20 protein-coding genes are annotated in these 17,229 nt (G+C 74.6%); 10 read left to right on the top strand and 10 right to left on the bottom strand.

Annotated elements, in window-relative coordinates; all coding sequences use genetic code 11:
* Positions 1–3 precede the first annotated feature (3 nt).
* Entirely contained in the window at positions 4–420 is a 417-nt protein-coding gene (locus AB0N76_RS08960; RefSeq protein ID WP_363554721.1) for an ATP-binding protein, read from the bottom strand.
* A 258-nt stretch (positions 421–678) separates the two neighbouring features.
* On the opposite strand from AB0N76_RS08960, the gene AB0N76_RS08955 reads away from it, so the two are divergent.
* The 3 genes from AB0N76_RS08955 to AB0N76_RS08945 all read left to right on the top strand — a co-directional run bounded on the left by AB0N76_RS08955 (position 679) and on the right by AB0N76_RS08945 (position 2,661).
* Complete coding sequence (locus AB0N76_RS08955) at positions 679–1,533, top strand: helix-turn-helix transcriptional regulator (RefSeq protein ID WP_363554719.1); 855 nt, start codon at positions 679–681, stop codon at positions 1,531–1,533.
* Positions 1,530–1,739, top strand: a complete 210-nt coding sequence (locus tag AB0N76_RS08950) for a DUF397 domain-containing protein (RefSeq protein ID WP_363554717.1) — start codon at positions 1,530–1,532, stop codon at positions 1,737–1,739. The genes AB0N76_RS08955 and AB0N76_RS08950 overlap by 4 nt, the downstream gene beginning before the upstream one ends.
* A 319-nt stretch (positions 1,740–2,058) precedes the next feature.
* Positions 2,059–2,661 carry an NPCBM/NEW2 domain-containing protein gene (locus tag AB0N76_RS08945; RefSeq protein ID WP_363554715.1) on the top strand — a complete coding sequence of 201 codons (603 nt, stop codon included), beginning with the start codon at positions 2,059–2,061 and terminating at the stop codon, positions 2,659–2,661.
* A gap of 14 nt (positions 2,662–2,675) precedes the next feature.
* Here the strand turns inward: AB0N76_RS08945 and AB0N76_RS08940 are convergent, their stop codons facing one another.
* The 6 genes from AB0N76_RS08940 to AB0N76_RS08915 all read right to left on the bottom strand — a co-directional run bounded on the left by AB0N76_RS08940 (position 2,676) and on the right by AB0N76_RS08915 (position 8,147).
* The gene (locus AB0N76_RS08940; protein WP_363554713.1) at positions 2,676–3,161 is read right to left on the bottom strand and encodes a hypothetical protein; all 486 of its coding nucleotides are present in this window, start codon (positions 3,159–3,161) and stop codon (positions 2,676–2,678) included.
* Positions 3,158–4,627: a DUF58 domain-containing protein gene (locus AB0N76_RS08935; RefSeq protein ID WP_363554711.1), complete on the bottom strand. Its 1,470-nt coding sequence runs from the start codon at positions 4,625–4,627 to the stop codon at positions 3,158–3,160. Before AB0N76_RS08935 ends, AB0N76_RS08940 begins: the two co-directional genes overlap by 4 nt.
* Entirely contained in the window at positions 4,624–5,646 is a 1,023-nt protein-coding gene (locus AB0N76_RS08930; protein WP_363554709.1) for a MoxR family ATPase, read from the bottom strand. The genes AB0N76_RS08935 and AB0N76_RS08930 overlap by 4 nt, the downstream gene beginning before the upstream one ends.
* A gap of 62 nt (positions 5,647–5,708) precedes the next feature.
* The gene (locus AB0N76_RS08925; protein WP_363554707.1) at positions 5,709–6,263 is read right to left on the bottom strand and encodes a hypothetical protein; all 555 of its coding nucleotides are present in this window, start codon (positions 6,261–6,263) and stop codon (positions 5,709–5,711) included.
* Positions 6,260–7,282: a DUF4129 domain-containing protein gene (locus AB0N76_RS08920; protein ID WP_363554705.1), complete on the bottom strand. Its 1,023-nt coding sequence runs from the start codon at positions 7,280–7,282 to the stop codon at positions 6,260–6,262. The genes AB0N76_RS08925 and AB0N76_RS08920 overlap by 4 nt, the downstream gene beginning before the upstream one ends.
* Positions 7,283–7,511: 229 nt before the next feature.
* Complete coding sequence (locus tag AB0N76_RS08915) at positions 7,512–8,147, bottom strand: HAD-IA family hydrolase (RefSeq protein ID WP_363554704.1); 636 nt, start codon at positions 8,145–8,147, stop codon at positions 7,512–7,514.
* Between the two features lie 371 nt (positions 8,148–8,518).
* Here AB0N76_RS08915 and AB0N76_RS08910 point away from each other — a divergent pair, with 371 nt between their 5' ends.
* The 3 genes from AB0N76_RS08910 (at position 8,519) to AB0N76_RS08900 (ending at position 11,361) form a co-directional block, all read left to right on the top strand.
* Complete coding sequence (locus tag AB0N76_RS08910) at positions 8,519–9,280, top strand: class I SAM-dependent methyltransferase (protein ID WP_363554702.1); 762 nt, start codon at positions 8,519–8,521, stop codon at positions 9,278–9,280.
* A gap of 120 nt (positions 9,281–9,400) precedes the next feature.
* On the top strand, positions 9,401–10,471 hold the full coding sequence (locus AB0N76_RS08905) for a hypothetical protein (protein ID WP_363554700.1): 1,071 nt from the start codon (positions 9,401–9,403) through the stop codon (positions 10,469–10,471).
* Complete coding sequence (locus AB0N76_RS08900) at positions 10,468–11,361, top strand: terpene synthase family protein (RefSeq protein WP_363554698.1); 894 nt, start codon at positions 10,468–10,470, stop codon at positions 11,359–11,361. Before AB0N76_RS08905 ends, AB0N76_RS08900 begins: the two co-directional genes overlap by 4 nt.
* 29 nt (positions 11,362–11,390) lie before the next feature.
* Here the strand turns inward: AB0N76_RS08900 and AB0N76_RS08895 are convergent, their stop codons facing one another.
* Positions 11,391–11,879: an SsgA family sporulation/cell division regulator gene (locus tag AB0N76_RS08895; protein WP_363554695.1), complete on the bottom strand. Its 489-nt coding sequence runs from the start codon at positions 11,877–11,879 to the stop codon at positions 11,391–11,393.
* Between the two features lie 262 nt (positions 11,880–12,141).
* Between AB0N76_RS08895 and AB0N76_RS08890 the strand changes: the two genes are divergently transcribed.
* From AB0N76_RS08890 to AB0N76_RS08880, 3 genes are all read left to right on the top strand, one after another.
* Positions 12,142–12,516, top strand: a complete 375-nt coding sequence (locus AB0N76_RS08890; RefSeq protein ID WP_363554693.1) for a hypothetical protein — start codon at positions 12,142–12,144, stop codon at positions 12,514–12,516.
* A 179-nt stretch (positions 12,517–12,695) separates the two neighbouring features.
* On the top strand, positions 12,696–14,408 hold the full coding sequence (locus AB0N76_RS08885) for an alpha/beta hydrolase (protein WP_363554691.1): 1,713 nt from the start codon (positions 12,696–12,698) through the stop codon (positions 14,406–14,408).
* Positions 14,409–14,490: 82 nt separating this feature from the next.
* Positions 14,491–14,898, top strand: coding sequence for a hypothetical protein (locus tag AB0N76_RS08880; RefSeq protein ID WP_363554689.1), 408 nt, complete (start codon positions 14,491–14,493; stop codon positions 14,896–14,898).
* Positions 14,899–14,927: 29 nt separating this feature from the next.
* Here AB0N76_RS08880 and AB0N76_RS08875 read toward each other — a convergent pair whose 3' ends face one another.
* Positions 14,928–15,806 (bottom strand): LysR family transcriptional regulator, encoded by an 879-nt coding sequence (locus AB0N76_RS08875; RefSeq protein WP_363554687.1) that lies wholly within the window; start codon positions 15,804–15,806, stop codon positions 14,928–14,930.
* Between the two features lie 77 nt (positions 15,807–15,883).
* Here AB0N76_RS08875 and AB0N76_RS08870 point away from each other — a divergent pair, with 77 nt between their 5' ends.
* Positions 15,884–16,621: a hypothetical protein gene (locus tag AB0N76_RS08870; protein WP_363554685.1), complete on the top strand. Its 738-nt coding sequence runs from the start codon at positions 15,884–15,886 to the stop codon at positions 16,619–16,621.
* A 1-nt stretch (position 16,622) separates the two neighbouring features.
* Here the strand turns inward: AB0N76_RS08870 and coaE are convergent, their stop codons facing one another.
* Entirely contained in the window at positions 16,623–17,216 is a 594-nt protein-coding gene (coaE, locus tag AB0N76_RS08865; protein ID WP_363554683.1) for a dephospho-CoA kinase, read from the bottom strand.
* Between the last annotated feature and the right edge of the window lie 13 nt (positions 17,217–17,229).

Raw genomic sequence — 17,229 nt, 5'->3', positions numbered from 1 at the left:
TCCTCAGCCGGGCGTGATCTCGACCCAGACGACCTTGCCCACCCCCTCGCGCGGGCAGCAACCCCACTTCTGTGCGAGCAACTTGACCAGCATGAGCCCCCGCCCGGACTCGTCCTCCCCGCTGGCGGCCCGCAGCACGGGGCCGCGTTCGGCGCGCGCGTCGTGCACCTCGATCCGGAGCCGCCGGCGGTCGACGGAGACGACGAGCTGAACCCGCCGCCCCATCGGCGTGCCGTGCACGACGGCATTGGTCACCAGCTCGCTGACGAGCAACTGCCCGGCATCGAGGAAACGTTCGCCCCCGGGCGCCCCGGCGAGCAGGTTTTCGAGCAGTCGGCGCGCTTCGCCGGGCGACCGCCGGCTGCGCGGCAGCCAGCAGGAGAGGGAGGAGGGAGAGGGGCCGGAGAGGCAGGAGGACATGGCGAAGTCACCTTCCAGGTGCAGGAGTCGAAGGCGTGGAGCTGCCACGGGGCGGGTGGATTGAGGCAAGGGAATGCCCGGCGACCAGCCACCTTGATCACTCAGGCGAACCGTCGAGTTACTGCATGTAGCATGTACTCCAAGGCTCATTGCCCGCAAGCGCATCTCATCTGCAATTGCAGCTTCTGCCATCATGGTTGAGGCTCGCGAAGGGGTGGCAGACTATGCAAAGACCCGAACAGCCAGGGAGTGTGACGAGTGAGCAGTCCGACTGTGCTGCGGCGTAGGCTCGGCGGCGAACTTGGCAAGTTGCGCGCGTCGCGCGAGATGAACGCCAAGGACGTGGCCGCCGCGCTCGGCTGGTCCGCTTCCAAGCTCAGCCGCATCGAGAGCGGTTTGGTCTCACTACAAGAGCGCGACGCGGCCAAGCTGTTGGCCCACTACGGCATCAGTTCACCCGAAGAGGTGAAGCAGTTCCTGAAGCTCACCAGGCAGAGCCGGCAACAGGGCTGGTGGCACGCCTACGGTGACGCCCTGCCGGAGTGGTTCAGGGCCTACGTCGGCTTCGAGACCGACGCGACGAAGATCGTGACGTACCAGTGCGAGCTGGTCCCGGGCCTCCTCCAGACCGAAACGTATGCCCGGCACGTCATCCGCGCCATGAACCCCACCGAATCCGCAGCGGAGGTGGAACGTCGCGTGGCGCTGCGGATGGATCGCCAACAGATTCTCGATCGTCGCGATCCGCCCCAGTTCTGGGCCATCATCGGCGAGGCCGTCATAAGGCGACCCGTCGGCGACGGCACAGCCATGGCCCAACAGCTGAACCACCTGGCGGCCATGGCCGATGAGCGCCCAAACATCACCATCCAGGTCCTCCCGTTCTCCGCGGGAGCGCACGCCGCCATGGGCTCCTCGTTCTCGGTGCTGTCATTCAGCGACATCCCCGGCAGCGTGGCCTATTCCGAGGCAACGACCAGCAGCACCTATACGGAACGGCCCTCCGAGATCGCGCGGCACGAGGACTCGTTCCTTCGGCTCATGGCGTCATCGGTTCAGCCCGAGAAGTCCATCGCTTGGTTGAGGAAAGTCGCAGAGGAGTATGACGAATGAAGCAGGGCATCGACAGCGCCCAGTGGCGCAAGAGCACCTATAGCAACGGTCAAGGCGACTGCATCGAAATCGCCGACGGATTGGCCGACATAGTCCCCGTCCGCGACAGCAAGGACCCCAACGGGCCCACCCTCACGTTCACCTCCATCGCCTGGTCCGCTTTCATCACTGCGATCCACACCGGCGAACTCTCCACCCAGGCTTGACCCCGGAGGCCCCTGCGCAACGAGACCGGAGCTTTCGAGATGCCCCGGCTGCCCGGTTCGCCGGGCAGCCGGGGCCTCCGCGCAGGAAGTCGGATCGGCCGACTTCCTGTGCAGGGGCGTGGTCTTGAGGGCAGTCTTGACGGTGGGGCGGATGCGCGTTGGACTGCTTGCTCGTGCCGGGGGGCCGTCGTTCGTGCCTCCCGAACCTTCGTTGCAGGGGGAGTCTTCCGTGAGTGCGCCAACACCGCCGGACAACGACCTTCCAGCGTCGGCAGAGCCCACACCCGCGCCGCGGCGGCTGGGGGAGGTCGCGGCGCTCGTGTCCGCCGGCACCGCTGTCGCGGGTCTGCTGCTCGGCTTCTTCGGGCTGCCGACCGTGGTGAACTCCCCCACCGCCCAGACGGTGACGGTCACCGAGACCGTCACCGCGACAGCCACCGTCACGGTCACCGCCTCGCCGTCTCCGGCTGCGGCGGTCGGCACGTCGGGGCCGCCCAGTCCCGCGCCGCTGCCGAGCGGTGAGGTCGCGCTGCGGGACCTGACGGCGATCGGCTCGTTCGGTAACGACGGGATCCAGCTGCGGTCCGCCACCCTGGGTGGCAAGACCTACGCCAACGCCATGGTCTTCACGTACCCCTGCCAGGCCAACTACGAATACAGCATCAACCAGCGGTACAAGACGCTCACCCTCGTCACCGGGATCGACGACAACGGCGTGGCCCAGCCCGGCAAGCTGTCGATCAGCGGCGATGGCCGGGAACGCAGGAACGTCATGCTGGAGATCAACCACCCGCAGTCCGTGACGGTGGACGTCTCCGGTGTCGTCAAACTCCGGATCACCGCCGACTTCAGCCTGGGCAGCGGCTTCTGCAATGGCGACGGAGTCGTGCTCGCAGTCGCGGACGCGGTCCTGAAGTCCTGAACACGCCGCCGGGTTCACTTCCGGCGGGGGCGGAGGGTGAGGGCGAGGCCGGTGGCGGCGGTGAGGATGCCGAGGACGGCGAGGGGGCGGGACCACTCGCCCGCGCCGGTGTCAGTGAGGGCGGCGGGGAGGACGAGGGCTGCGGCGGCCAGGGCGGCGAGGGTGTGGGTGGGGCGGGGGCGGCGGCGGTCGGGGCCGAAGGCGTCGAGGAGGAGTAGGTAGGCGATCAACAGGACGACCACGGCCGCGGCTCGCCAGGGGCCGGGCTCGCCGACGGCGGCGAGCCCGACGCAGCCGCACGCCAGCAGGGTGGTGCGGTGGGCGGCCAGGCGGGCGGGCCAGGTGGTGGGGCGGCGGGCCGGTTCGGGTGCCGGCGGGGCGGCCCAGGTCGCCAGGACGAGCAGGGCTGCGAGGACGAAGGGCGTGCCCACGCCGTAGGAGGCGAGCAGCAGGGCGTCGCCGACGAGGCAGAGCAGGACCCGTTCGAACCACGGCGTCATCGGGATCCTCCTCCGATCCGGCGGCGCAGCAGCGGCGCGAGGGCGAGGTCCAGCACCTCGCCCGGGGTGTACCGGGTGACCGGGACGCCGCTGCCGCGCAGGGCCGCGCGCATCGCCTCGCGTTCGGCGCGCCAGAGCCGCAGGGCCAGCGCGCCCACCTCGTCACCGGGGTCGACCGGGGGTTCGCCGACCGGGATCTCGACCACGACGAGCGGGTTGCCGTGGTCGCGGACGAGGCCGAGCACGTCCAGGATCCGCTGGTCGGCGAGCGGCGTGAACGCGTAGACCAGGGCGTGCCGCGGCAGCGCGGGCAGCGGCAGCCGGGGCAGCGCGGGCCCGCGGTGGGCGCGGTCCTGGCGGACCTCCAGCACGCTCTCGACCATCCGGTAGAACTGCCGGTCGCCGGTGCCGGCGCCGAGCCAGCGCAGCCGTCCGCCGACCGCGACCAGGCCGACCCGGTCGTGCCGGCGCAGATACGCGCGGGTGAGGCCGGCGGCCGCTCGCAGGCTCTCGTCCAGGCTGGACAGCCCGGTGGCCGGGTCGTGGACGTCGTCGAGGGTGTCGAGCAGGACGACGGCGTCGGAGGCGCGTTCGGCGGCGAACTGGTTGATCTGGATGCTGCCGCGCCGCGTCGTGGACGGCCAGTGGATGCGCCGCTGGCGTTCGCCGTGGACGTGCGGGCGGACGCCGATCACCTCGACGCCGGTGCCGTCGTGGCGGGTGGTGTGTTCACCGAGCCGCTCGGGCAGCCGGACCGGGATCGGGGTGAGGCGGGCCGCGGCGGGCACCGGGAAGACGTCGGCGGTGCCGAGGTCGACGCGCACGGTGCGGCGGGTCAGCGAGCCCGCGTCGTGGACGTCGATGTCGACGGTGCCCAGGCTCCAGCGGCCCCAGCTGTCGGCGCGCAGGGCGACGTCGACGCCGGTGGGGCGTACGGTCAGCGCCTCCAGGGCGACGCCGGGGCCGAGGGTGACGGTGGGGTCGAGCGGTCCGATCCGCCCGTCGTGCCCGACCTCGATGCGGGCGGTGACGCGTTCACCTTCGAAGCAGCGGCGCGAGTCGACGGCGGCGGTGGCGTCCAGCCGGGTGGGACGGCCGCCGCCCGGGGCGGAGACCGCGAACAGGACGGCCGGGGCGGCGGCCACGGCGAGCAGCCAGGCGTGCCCGGTGACCAGGGCGGCGACGACGGCGACGGTGCTGACGGTGAGCAGGCGCAGGGCCCGCTCGGTGGGCCGCCAGTACGGCGAGGGCGGGGTGCTGGGCAGGCCGTCGGCGCTGGCCCGGGCGCTGCGGACGAGGATCCGGGCGGTCCCCGGGTCAGGGGTCGGAGCGGAGGCGGGGGGAGCGGGAACGGGGGCCGGGGAGGTGGCGGTCGCGAGGACGCGGACCGGGCGCCGCCCCTGTTCCACGGTCTGGGCGGCGAGCCGGCGGGCCCGCTGCTCGGACGCGGGGCGCGTGACGCTCACCGAACGGCGTCCGAGCGCGGCACCGTCTGCGGCGCCGGGACGCCGGCGACCACCCGGGCCAGCACCTCGTCCGCGTCGATCTGGCGCACCCACAGCTCCGGGTTGAGGGTGATCCGGTGCGCCAGCGCGGGCACGGCGAGGGCCTTCACGTCCTCCGGCGTCAGGTAGTCGCGGCCCTCCAGCATCGCCCGGGCCCGGCCCAGCTGCACCAGGGCGAGGCCGCCGCGCGGCGAGGCGCCGACCTGGATCTGCGGGTCGTTGCGGGTGGCGTCGACCAGCGCGACGACGTAGTCGACGAGGTCGTCGTCCACCTCGACCCGCTCCACCGCGGCCCGCACGGCGAGCAGCTCGGCGGGGCTGCTGACGGTGTCCAGCACCGCCTCGGGCGCGGACCGGTCCAGGCGGGCGCGCAGCATCGCGGACTCCAGGCCGGTGGACAGGTACCCCATCCGCACCCGGAGCAGGAAGCGGTCGAGCTGCGCCTCCGGGAGGGAGTAGGTGCCCTCGTACTCGATCGGGTTGGCGGTGGCGATCACCGCGAAGGGCTGCGGCAGGCGGCGGGTGGCGCCGTCGACCGAGACCTGCCCCTCCGCCATCGCCTCCAGCAGCGCGGCCTGGGTCTTCGGCGGGGTGCGGTTGATCTCGTCGGCGAGCAGCAGCTGGGTGAAGAGCGGACCGGGCCGGAACACCATCTCGCCGCTGCGCTGGTCGTAGAACGGCGCGCCGGTGACGTCCGAGGGCAGCAGGTCGGGCGTGAACTGGATGCGGCGGAAGTCCAGCCCGAGGGCGGTCGCGAACGATCGGGCCAGCAGCGTCTTGCCGAGCCCGGGCAGGTCCTCGATCAGGACGTGGCCGCCGGCGACGATGCCGAGCATGACCAGGCGCAGCGCCTCGGGCTTGCCGACGACGGCGCGCTCGATCTCCTTCAGGACGGCGTTGGCGCGCTCCCCGGCCTGCTGCGGCGTCAGCGCGCCCGGGTCGACGCTCGGGTCGGCGGGGGCCTGCGGGACGGCGGTCATGGCTCTCCTGACGGGACGGCGGGACGGCGGGACGACGAAGGTGGTGGGGGCAGCCGGCGGGGCTACAGGGATTCCAGCCGGTCGACGAGGGCCAGCAGGACGTCCGGCGGGACGGTCGGGGCCGGCGGCTCGCCGACCGGGTCGATCCAGGGCCACAGGCGCGGGCCGATCAGCTCCGCCGCCCGTTCCCGGTCGGCGGTGGTGGTGAGCGACACGTGGTGGGACTCCGAGAGCCGGGCGGCGAACAGCCGCTGGAGGCGGCCGCGCAGCGGCTGGGCGTCGCCGTCCGGGGTGAGCCCCTGGCGGACGGTCCAGCGCCAGTCGCCGAGGCCGGGTTCGTGCGAGTCCAGCAGCCTCGGGCGTCGACGCAGGCCCAGGTCCAGGAACCCGGCGCCGGCCACGTACCGGCCGGTGACCAGGGCGGTCAGGGCGAGCAGGACCGCCCCGGCGACGACCGCCTCCAGGCCGCCGACCAGGCCGAAGACCACCTCGGCGAGCACGGCGGCGAGGGTCAGTTCGAGCAGGCTGTGCCGGACCGAGCCGGGGCCGGTCCGGTCGGCGTCGTCCGCCGGATCGGCGGCGGGATCGGCGGCCGGGCGGGCGGGTTCGGTGCTCATCTGCGGCCCCCGGTCTCGGCAGCGGCGACGCGGTCAGCGGACTCCGCGGCCTCGGCAGCGGCCTCGGCGGCGGCCTCGGCGGCGGCCTCGGCCAGGCGGGCCGCGATGGCATCCAGCGCGGTGCGGGCCCGGTGCACGTGGCCGTCGTCCATCGGGTGGGAGGAGTACCGGGCCTCCCGGAACAGCTCGGTGAGCGCGGAGGCCGGCGCCCGGTCCACCCGCTCGTCCGCGACGGCCCGTTCCAGCAGCTCCGCCGGGCTGTCGGCGAGCCGCCGTTCCAGTCCGGACGCCGCCAGCGAGCCCTCCATCGCGAGGTAGCAGGCGATCACGGCGGCCCGCGCGTCGGCACCGTCGAGCGCCCGCCGGCCGGTGGCGACGGCGGCCGCGAGGACGTCCTCGGGCGCGGGCCCGACCCCGTCGACACCGGGCAGCACCGTCTTCCCCCGGCGGGCCCGGTACAGGCCGAGCAGCAGCCGGACCAGCACCGCCACCAGGATGACGACGGCGACCGCGCCCAGCACGAGCAGCAGCACGACGAACACTCTGCTGAAGTCGACGTCCGGGCCGGGCTTCGGGGCGTCCCGCGGCGGGAGGTGGTCCGGTGGCGGCAGGGGCGGGAGCGGCGAGTCGTCGGGCGTCTTCGGCTTCGTCCGGTTGTGGAAGACGAAGGCCAGCACCGGCACCAGCACGGCGGCGCCGCCGAGCAGCAGCACCGCGGCGTCCCGCAGGCGCTCGGCCCACGGGGTCGGCCCGATCAGGTGGCGGACCTCCTCGCGGAAGCGCGCGGCGAAGCGTCCGACGAGCAGCGCCCAGCCGATGGCGATCAGGATGACCCAGCCGGTGTTGGCGATCGGCGGGTGTCCGGGCGTGCCCAGCAGGCCGCCGTCGGGGCGCAGCGCCGCCGCGGCGAGCAGCAGCCCGCCGCCGATCAGCAGCAGCGGCAGCGCGGCCCGTCCGCCCGGTCCTCCCCCGGCTGCGCGAACGCGCCGGGCGCGGCCCGGCGGCACGTCCTCGGTCATGCGGACCCCCCGGTTTCACGTGCACGTGTTCGACCGCGCGCGTGCCTCGAAGCGTCGCACACCCACGGTCGCGCTGTCACCCTCCGCCGAGGCCGGTGCGCCGGGTGGCTCGCCCGCACAGGAAGTCGGCCGGTCCGACTTCCTGTGCAGGGCTGATGGCACACCAGAGCCTCTTGACGGAGTCCCGCAGCCGGTGCAGCCTGCCGGTGCGGCAGCCGACCACCGGGTCTCAGCGCGGCAGCGGCAGGGACAGCAGCTCCGCGACGCGCGCGGCCGCGTCGGGGCCGTCGGCGTGGACGGTGGTGATGCCCAACTCCCGGGCGGGGGCGAGGTTGCGGGTGAAGTCGTCGACGAACACGCACTGCTCACCCGGCAGGCCGAGCCGTTCCAGGGTGAGCCGGTAGATCGCCGGGTCCGGCTTGGCCAGGCCCACCTCGCCGCTGATCACCCGGATGTCGAAGAGGTCCCACACCCCGGTGGCCGTGTACGGGTTGTAGGGGTCGACGCCGTACGAGTTGGACAGCAGGGCCACCGCCAGGCCGGCCGCGCGGGCCGCCTCCACCAGAGCGACCATGGCCGGTTCCGCCCGCACCTCGGCGTGCGCCCGGCCCATGAGGTCCTCCGGCTCGACGCCGATGAGTTCGGCCGTGCGCCGGTTCCACTCCGCCTGGCCGATCCGGCCCAGCTCCAACTCCAGGTACAGCGCCCGGCCCACCGGGTCCTCCACCAGGGCGCGCCGCCAGGCGTCCGCCGGCAGCCCCTGCCGCGCGCACCAGGCCCGCACGGACGGGCCGAGCGGGGTGGTCAGCACACCCGCGAAGTCGACGATCAGCCCCCGGTACGACAACGCCCGCCCCCTCGTCACTCCTCGGCACTCCTCGGCACTCCTCGGCACTCCTCGGCACTCCTCTGCAGTCCCGACCGCCCAGCCTGCCACGCCCCCGCGGCGACGGAAACCCCGTCACCCGGCAGCCCCCGCCCGCCGGAACCGAGACCGAATGTTTACCTGCGCCCGCCCGTCCCCCCACCCCGCCGAGGCGCTGGAAGGCCCTTTCCCGGGCATCGCCGACGGGTGCGCCACCCGCCGCTCCCCCTCCCCGGGGGAGGCGGTCGACCTGCTGCGGGCCGCTCCCGAAGGGCCCCTGACGGCCTTTTGCCGCCGCCGGATCGGAGGTGATCGGGCGGGTGCGAACTCCTAGGATTTCCAAGTACCGCACCCCACCGGAAGGGCAGCCCTTGAACCGCTCCATCCGCACCACCGAAGACGTCCTCGCCCTCCTCGACGGGCTCTTCCGCCCCGAGGCCGACCGCTGGACCGACCGGGCCGCCGACTGGTGGGACGGCTTCTACGCCGACCGCTCCTCCGGCCGCCCGTTCTTCGTCCCCAAGCCGGACGAGAACCTCGCCGCCCACCTGGACGGCGGCCTGCTCGCCCCCGGCGCCCGGGCGCTGGACCTCGGGTGCGGGGCCGGACGGAACGCGATCCACCTCGCCGGGCGCGGCTTCGAGGTGGACGGGGTGGACCTCTCGCCGACGGCCCTCGCCTGGGCCCGGGAGCGCGCGGACGAGGCGGCAGCGGCGGCCGAGGCGGGCGGCACCACGCCGCGCTTCCACTGCGGCAACATCTTCACCACCGAACTCCCTCTCCCCCAGTACGACTTGGTCTACGACTCGGGCTGCCTGCACCACCTGCCGCCGCACCGCCGGGTCAGCTACCTCGCCCTGCTGGACCGCGTCCTCACCCCCGGCGGCTACTTCGGCCTGACCTGCTTCGCATCGGGCGCGATGGGTTCGGAACTCCCGGACGCCGAGCTCTACCGCAACGGCCGGCTGGACGGCGGACTCGCCTTCACCCCGGACGAACTCCGGTGGATATTCGCCGACTTCGCCGAGGTGGAGATCCGCCCGATGGTCCCGCAGCAGCCGGACTCGCCGCTGTTCGGCATCCCGGTCCTGCTCACCGCCCTGTTCCGGCGCCCGCCGCTCGACCGGGACTGACCCCGCACCGACCGGCGGACGGAGCGCGCGGCGCGCACCCCGCGCCACGCGCTCTGTCGGTCGGGCCGGGGCCGCTCTAGGCTGGGCGGGCGGTCGACGTGCGAAAGGGGTACCGGGGTCATGTCAGCCGAGGCAGCCGAAACAGTCGACGAAGCACCGTGGGACGCCGCCGTCCGGCGCGGCCTCGCCTTCCTCCACCGGACGCTCGACCCCGACGGCCTGCCGTCGGCCCGCCCCGCCGCCGACCCCGCGGTGCGCACGCCGCTCAGCGGCGCCGAGGCGCGCCGCAAGCTGCTGGTCGCCCGCGGCGTGGACCTCGGGTTCGACCCGGACGGCGAGGGGTTCTCGGCGATGTGGGGCCTGGTACTGCTGGCCCCGGACAGCGGCCACCCCGAGGAACGCGAGCTGGTCGACGCGCTGGCCCGCCAGGTGGGACGGTTCCGCGACCGGGACCGCTACCGCTGCTTCCCGCCCGGCGCCCGCTTCCCCGCCGACACGGACACCACCGCCGTCGCACTGGCCGGGCTGGCCCGCCACGGGCTCGCCGAACCGGACCACCTCGCCGCCGGCGTACGGGAGTTGCTGGCCGCCGACACCCGGGACACCATCGACCCGCTGCCGATCCCGGTCTACTGGGACGAGGACGCCACCCCGCCACACGGGCTCCGGTACGACGCCGTCGCCTGCGCCAACATCCTCTCCGCACTCCAACTTCCGGATGCACGAGGCGAGTTGCCGCACCCGGCAGTCGGGCCGACGATCCGGTACGTGCACGAGCACGCCAACGGGCCGCACTCCGGCACCCGTTACTACCCCTCGCCGGAGGCCTTCCTGCACTCGGCCGCCCGCGCGACCGTCGGACGTCCGGGCCTGCACGGCCCGGTCCGGCAGGCCTTCGTCGAGACGGCCGCCCGACCGCCCACCACCGCCCTCGACCTCGCGCTGCTCACCCTGGCCGCCGAGTACCTCGCCGTCGAACCCTTCTGGGACAACGGAGTCGGCAGCGGCACCGACGCCGCCGAGCAGGCCGAGCGCCGCCGCCGACTGGTCGCGGCCCAACGCCCGGACGGCTCCTGGCCGGCCGCCGCATACTTCCGCACCGGACGGCTGCCGCTGTACTTCGGTTCGGCGCAGCTCAGCACGCTGTTCGCGCTGCGCGCCCTGCGCCCCGAGCAGCCGGCGCCCCGGTGAACACCGCCGCGCTCCTCGCCCCGTACGAGCCCGTGCTGGCCTGCCCGGAGCGACGGGCGCTCGCGGCGGCCCTGCTCGACGAAGCGCTGGCCGGCTGCACCTGCGGGCGCGGCGCCGCCTGGCACGCGAGGGAGTCGGTCTACTCGGCCGTGTTCGAGTTCCGCTGCTCCCCCGCCGACGCGACCTTCGCCGAGCGCCTGGCGGCGGCGCGCTACGTCGAGCTGTTCTTCCTGGTGGACGACGGACCGCCGGCCGAGGCCCGCGCCCTGGCCGGCCGGCTCCGTGCCGGGGCGGTCGGCCTCGGCGACAGCGAGCCCGCACGACAGGCGGACGCGCTGCTGGCCGGCCTCCGCGCCCGGGGCCTGCCGACCGACCGCCTGGCCGACCTGCTCGCGGACTTCTGCGCGGCGGTGGCCGAGGAGAGCGACGGCCCGCCCCCGCCCGAGCGGTCGCACCCGCTCCGGATGGACTCCATCGGCACCCGCCCGTACATCGAGTGCTGGCGACTGCTGCGCGGGCTGCCCGTGCCGCCGCCCGGCTCGGTGGACCACCGGCTGATGGACGCCACCGTCGAGGCGGTCTACCTGGCCAACGACCTGCTGTCCGCCGCCGCCGAGGAGCACGTCGCCGAGCAGGCGCAGGGGAACACCGTCCTCGCCCGGGCCCGCGCGACGGGCGACCGCGCCGGGGCGACGGAGGCCGCCGTCACCCGCTACAACCACCTGACGGCCGCCCTCACCGCCGCCCGCGAACGCCCCTTCCCCTCCCTGCTGGGCCGCGTCGTCGACGGCAACCGTGCGAGCTACCGCGACCTCGCCACCACCCGTTACCCGGGCATGCCCCTGGACCTGTTCCACCGCCTCCACCTCGTCACCCGCCCGACGGACTGACCGCCACCACCCCGCCGACAGCTCCCCCCTCACGGCCCCGGGGAGGCCGCGCCGCCGTCGCGGAGGCGGCGGAGGAGGCCGTCCAGGTCGAGGTGGGTGCGTTCGCTGCCGCGCGGGACGAGGTGTTCGGTGCGGGCGAGGAAGGTGCGGACGCGGTCGGCGGGCGCGCGCAGGACGACGCTGCTGCCCTCGCCGGTGAGGGTGATGAAGACGACCTCGGCACTCCCATCGGCACCGGCGCGCCCGTCGGCACCGGGGTGGACGGAGACGCTGCCGAGCCCGGCCCGGCGGTGCAGGCCGGCGGCCAGGAGTTCGCGGGCGAAGACCCAGGTGATGGGGGTGGCGAGGTCGGTGTGGTTGTCGAGGAAGACCGCGTAGGGGTCGGCGGTCCGGTAGCGCAGCCGGGCCGGGACGGAGACGGTCAGGCCGGGGCAGACCACCACCCGGAGGTCGAGGGCGATCGCGCAGCCGTCGCCGGCGGCGCGCGGGACGGGGACGCGCGGGGTCTCGTACGTCATGACCGCCCCCGGGCGGGGTGCACCGGCGCGACGGCGGCACCCGTGCGCAGAATCGTTTCTCCACCGTCGAAGCCGCCACCACGGGCGCAATAGTCAGGGCTCACGGCAGGAACAACGAGCCACCCCCCGATCGGCAACACCGCGACCGCGACCTTCGTCTCCGGAACCCCACCCCGCCCCAGCCGTACCCGCACCGGAAGTCGATGGGGACCGCGACTTTCGGCGGCAGCCCGGCGGCACCGTCCCTCGCGAGAGTGACGGCATGAACGAGACGCACAGACGACGCAACGGCTGCCTGATCGGCTGCGGCGTGATCGCCCTGGTCCTGATCGCCGCCGTCGCCGTCGGCGGCTACCTGCTCTACGGCAGCTTCAAGGACGGCTTCATCGAGCGGAAGGAGTACGACGCCGTCAAGGTCGGCGACGCCGAGACGGACGTCCGCCACCGCCTGCCCGACGGCAAGAGCTTCCTCCTCACGGACCTGGACAAGGAAGCGCCGGCCGTCCCCGCGGGTGCCTCCTGCCTGCACCTGGGCTCCTTGGAGAGCGGCGGTTCCTCGGACGCCATGGTCGCCTACCGGTTCTGCTTCCGGGACGGCACGCTGGTCGAGAAGAACCGCTACGAGGTCAAGGGCTGACCACGGGACCACGGGTCCGCGGGTCCACGGGAGCACCGGGCCGCGGACCGCAGGACCGACGCGCCGCCCGGCCCAGTCCGGCGCGCGGGCGGTCCGCGCCGACCCTAGGCTGACGCCACAGAAGCCCCCTGCTCCCCGCACGCCCCGTTCCCCCCCGGGCGGCCCAGAACGGAACCCCCATGCACACTGTCGTACGCGGCGCCGGCGCGCTGGGCCTGGCCGTGGCGCTCACCACCGCCCTGGCCGCTTGTGAGAGCGGCTCCGGGACGACCACCGTGAAGGCCCAGCCGACCACCGCCTCGGCCGGCCCCGACTCCGGCAGCGCCGCCGCTTCGACGGCCGCCACCGCCCCGCCGCTGCCCGCCTCGCTCACCGGACAGCAGCTGAGCTGGCAGGCCTGCCCGGCCCCGTCGGCCGCCCAGGGCGGCGGCAAGGCCCCGGGCACGCCGCCCTGGGAGTGCGCCACCCTCAAGGCCCCGCTGGACTACGCCAAACCGGACGGCCCGACCATCGACCTGGCCCTCGTCCGGGCCAAGGCCACCGGCGCCGCCCCCACCACCAGCCCCACCGGCACCCCCGCCGCGAGCCCCGCCGCCACCCCCGCCACGAGCCCCGCCGCCACCCCCGCCGGCGGGCAGCCGCGGATCGGCTCGCTGATCTACAACTTCGGCGGCCCGGGCGCCTCCGGCGTCACCACCCTCCCCGGCCTCGCCAAGGACTACGCCGACCTCAACTCCCGCTACGACCTGGTGAGTTTCGACCCGCGCGGGGTCGGCAACAGCGCGGGCGTGAAGTGCCTGGACGACGCCGCGACGGACGCCTCCGCCAGCATCGACGGCACCCCGGACACCGAGGCCGAGGTCACCGCCCTGGACACCGCCAACGCCCAGTACATCGCCGCCTGCCAGCAGAACTCCGGGGCGGTCCTCCCGTACGTCGACACCGTCTCCGCCGCCCGCGACCTGGACCTGATGCGCCAGGTGCTCGGCGACGCCAAGCTGCACTACTTCGGCATCTCCTACGGCACCGAACTCGGCGGCGTCTACGCCCACCTGTACCCGCAGAACGTCGGGCACCTGGTGATGGACGCCGTCGTCGACCCCACCAAGGACCCGGCGCAGGGGGCGCTCGGCCAGGCCAAGGGCTTCCAGCTCGCCCTGGAGAACTTCATGAAGGCCTGCACCACCCAGGCCGGCCCCAACTGCCCGATCGCCCAGGGCGGCGCCCAGGGCACCCAGCAGATCGTCGACTTCCTCAAGGGCCTGGACGGCAAGCCGCTGCCCACCGACAGCGCCCGCAAGCTCACCCAGGACCTCGCGGTCACCGGCATCGTCGCCTCGCTCTACAGCCAGAACACCTGGAACGCTCTCGCCATCGGCCTCCAGGAGGCGATGAAGGGCGGCACCGGCACCACCCTCCTCGCGCTCGCCGACAGCTACAACGGCCGCGACGAGCAGGGCCACTACAGCAACACCGGGGCCGCCAACCGGGCGATCAGCTGCGCCGACGACAAGCAGCGCTACACCGACGCGGACGCCCAGGCCCAGCTCCCGGCGTTCCGCGAGGCGTCACCGGTGTTCGGCGACTTCACCGCCTGGGGCCTGACCGGCTGCACCGGCTGGCCGGTCCCCGGCAAGACCGACCACCCCGAGGTGTCCGCCCCCGGCTCGGCGCCGATCGTCGTCATCGGCAACACCGGCGACCCGGCCACGCCGTACGAGGGCGCCCGGGCGATGGCGCAGCAACTCGGCGCGGGCGTCGGCGTCAACGTCACCCTGGAGGGCCAGGGCCACGGCGGCTACGACACCGGCAACCCCTGCCTCAAGCAGGCCGTCGACCAGTACCTGCTGGCCGACAAGGTCCCGGCCGACGGCACCACCTGCAAGCCTTAGTACAGGCGGACGGCCAACTCACCACCCCGGTCGCCGACTTCACGGCGGCACGGCCTACCGTGGGCCCCGGAAAGGGGACCACATGACCGCCAACCCGCCATCGCCGCAAGGGAACCGCGCCCTCCTCGACCCCGCGCGCCCGTTCACCGAACGGGTCGCGCGGCTGGTCCGGGCCTGGGAGGACGACGGCCGGGCGGGCTACCGCCTGGTCGACGGGCGGGCGTTGCTCGCCCTGTACTGCTGGCACCTGGACGCCACCCGGCGCGGCACCGCCGCCGAGGACCCGGCCACCAGGGACTACGTCGCCGCCGCGTTCGCGGCCAACGGCGGCCCGGCCGGCTGGAACGCGCTGCTGCGCGGACGGGCCGACTGCGCCTGCCACGGCCAGAGCTGGCGGCTGGAGAACATCTCGATCTGCCTCGGCTGTCTGCGCTACGTCTGCTACCAGGTCGCGGCCCCCTGCTGCCCGGGCGCCGAGATCGTCGGCTGAACCGCCAACGCCCGTCCCCACCCCCGCGACTACGTCAGCAGCCGGGCCAGCAGCGCCGCCGGACCCTCCGGCAGCGCGCCGTGGACCAGCTCCGTCCGGTGCACCAGGCGCGGCGCGCGGACCGGGACGCCCGTCACACCCGCGACCCCCGCCAGGGCGGCGGCGGGCAGCAGGGCGAGCCCGTGCCCGGCGGCGACCAGCGCGAGCAGGCCGCGGACGTCCGTCCCCAGGTAGCGGGCGGCGGGGCGGTACCCGTCGACGCCGGCCGCCGCGCACAGCCGGGCGGCGGTCGGGGCGAGGCCGGGGGCGTCCAGCCAGCGGGCGGCGGACAGGTCGGCGAGCGCCAGGCCGGGCCGGCCGGCCAGCGGGTGACCGTCCGGCAGGGCGACGGCGAGCGGCTGCTCGGCGACGGCCACGGTGGCGAGCGGGCCGACCTCGGGCAGCGGCAGCGGGTCGCTGGGCGCGGCGAGGCCGTCGACCAGGGCGAGGTCGACGGCGCCGGTGGCGACCTCGGCGGGAAGGGCGTCCTGGGCGACCACCCGGACGGTCAGGTCGACCACCGGATACTCCCGGCGCACCTCGGCGAGCGCGCGCCCCAGCTCCACCCCGACCGCCAGCGGAGTGGCCCCGACCACCAGCCGGGCGCTCGCGGCACCCGCCAGGCGCGCGATGTCGGCGCGCGCCGCGTCGAGCCGCAGCAGCAGCGGGGCGGCGTGCTCCAGCAGCCGCGCGCCCGCCTCGGTCGGGCCGACCGGGCGCCGGTTGAGGACGGTCGCGCCGAGGTCCGCCTCCAGCGCGGCGATCTGCTGGGACACCGCCGACTGGGTGTAGCCGAGTGCGCGGGCCGCCTCGGAGAACGAGCCCAGCCGGACCACGGTGACGAAGGTGCGCAGCTGCTGCGACTCCATCCGCTATCACGCCCTCTGATCGACAGGTAAGGAATCATCGTTGGCGCTGATCCTGCGCCGGGGGTCAGGATAGTCGTATGACCAACCCCACGCCCCGCCTCGCCCTGGTCGCCGACCGCTCGGCCGCCGTCCGCTCGCACGCCCGCGTCCCCGGGCTGCTCGACGCGCTCGCCACCCGCGAGCAGCTCGTCCTGGACGCCTACTGGATCTCCACCGAGGACGCCGGGGCGCCCGGCGCGCTCGACGGCTTCGACGCGGTCTGGCTGCTGCCCGGCAGCCCGTACCGCAGCGCGGACGGCGCGCTGGCCGCCGTCCGCACCGCCCGCGAGCGGCGGATCCCCTTCCTCGGCACCTGCGCCGGCTTCCAGCACACGGTGCTGGAGTACGCGCGCCACGTCTGCGGGATGGCCGGCGCCGCGCACGGCGAACTCGACCCGGCGGGGGCGGAGCTGGTGGTCGTGTCGCTCAGCTGCTCCCTGGTCGGGCACGAGGGCGTGGTGCGGACCACCCCCGGCTCGCTCGCCGAACGCGTCCTCGGCGCGACCCGCACCGTCGAGCGGTACCACTGCGGGTACGGGCTGAACGAGGCCTACCTGGACCGGCTGCGCGCGGGCGGCCTGCGGTTCAGCGGCGCGGACGACTCCGGCGAGCAGCGGATCCTGGAACTGCCCGAGGACGTGCACCCGTTCTTCCTGGCCTCGCTGTTCCAGCCCGAGCTGGCCGGGGACGGCACCCGGGCCCACCCGATGATCCGCGCGCTGGCCGCCGCGGCCGTCGCCCACACCGCCCGGGCAGCGGTCTCCGTGGCGAGCTGACTCACCGACGGGCGGTCAGCCGCTCCCACACCTCGTCGACCCGGGGCGCCAGCTCCGCCAGCGAGCCGCTGTTGTCGATCACCAGGTCGGCGATCGCCAGCCGGTCGGCGCGGCTCGCCTGGGCGGCCATCCGGGCCCGGGCCTCGTCCTCGGTCATGCCGCGCAGCCGGACCAGCCGGTCGATCCGCGCCTCGTCGGTCGCGTCGACCACGACCACCAGGTCGTACAGCGGGCCGAGCCCGTTCTCGGCGAGCAGCGGGACGTCGTGCACCACGATCGCGTCCGGCGCGGCGGCGGCCTCCAGTTCGGCGGACCGCGCCCGGACCAGCGGGTGGACGATCGCGTTCAGCGCCTGGAGCCGCGCCGGGTCGGCGAAGACGATCGCGCCGAGCGCCGGCCGGTCCAGGGCGCCCTCGGCCGTCAGCACCTCGGGGCCGAACTCGGCGACCACCGCCTTGAGCCCGTCCGTCCCGGGCGCGACCACCTCGCGGGCGATCACGTCGGAGTCCACGATCACCGCGCCGTGGGCGGCGAGCAGCCGCGAGACCTCGCTCTTGCCCGCGCCGATCCCGCCCGTCAGTCCGATCTTCAGCATGGCGTCAGGCTAC

Source organism: Kitasatospora sp. NPDC093806 (assembly GCF_040683335.1).
In the GTDB taxonomy this organism is placed as follows: Bacteria; Actinomycetota; Actinomycetes; order Streptomycetales; family Streptomycetaceae; genus Kitasatospora.
This window is presented reverse-complemented; position numbering and strand designations above follow the sequence as displayed.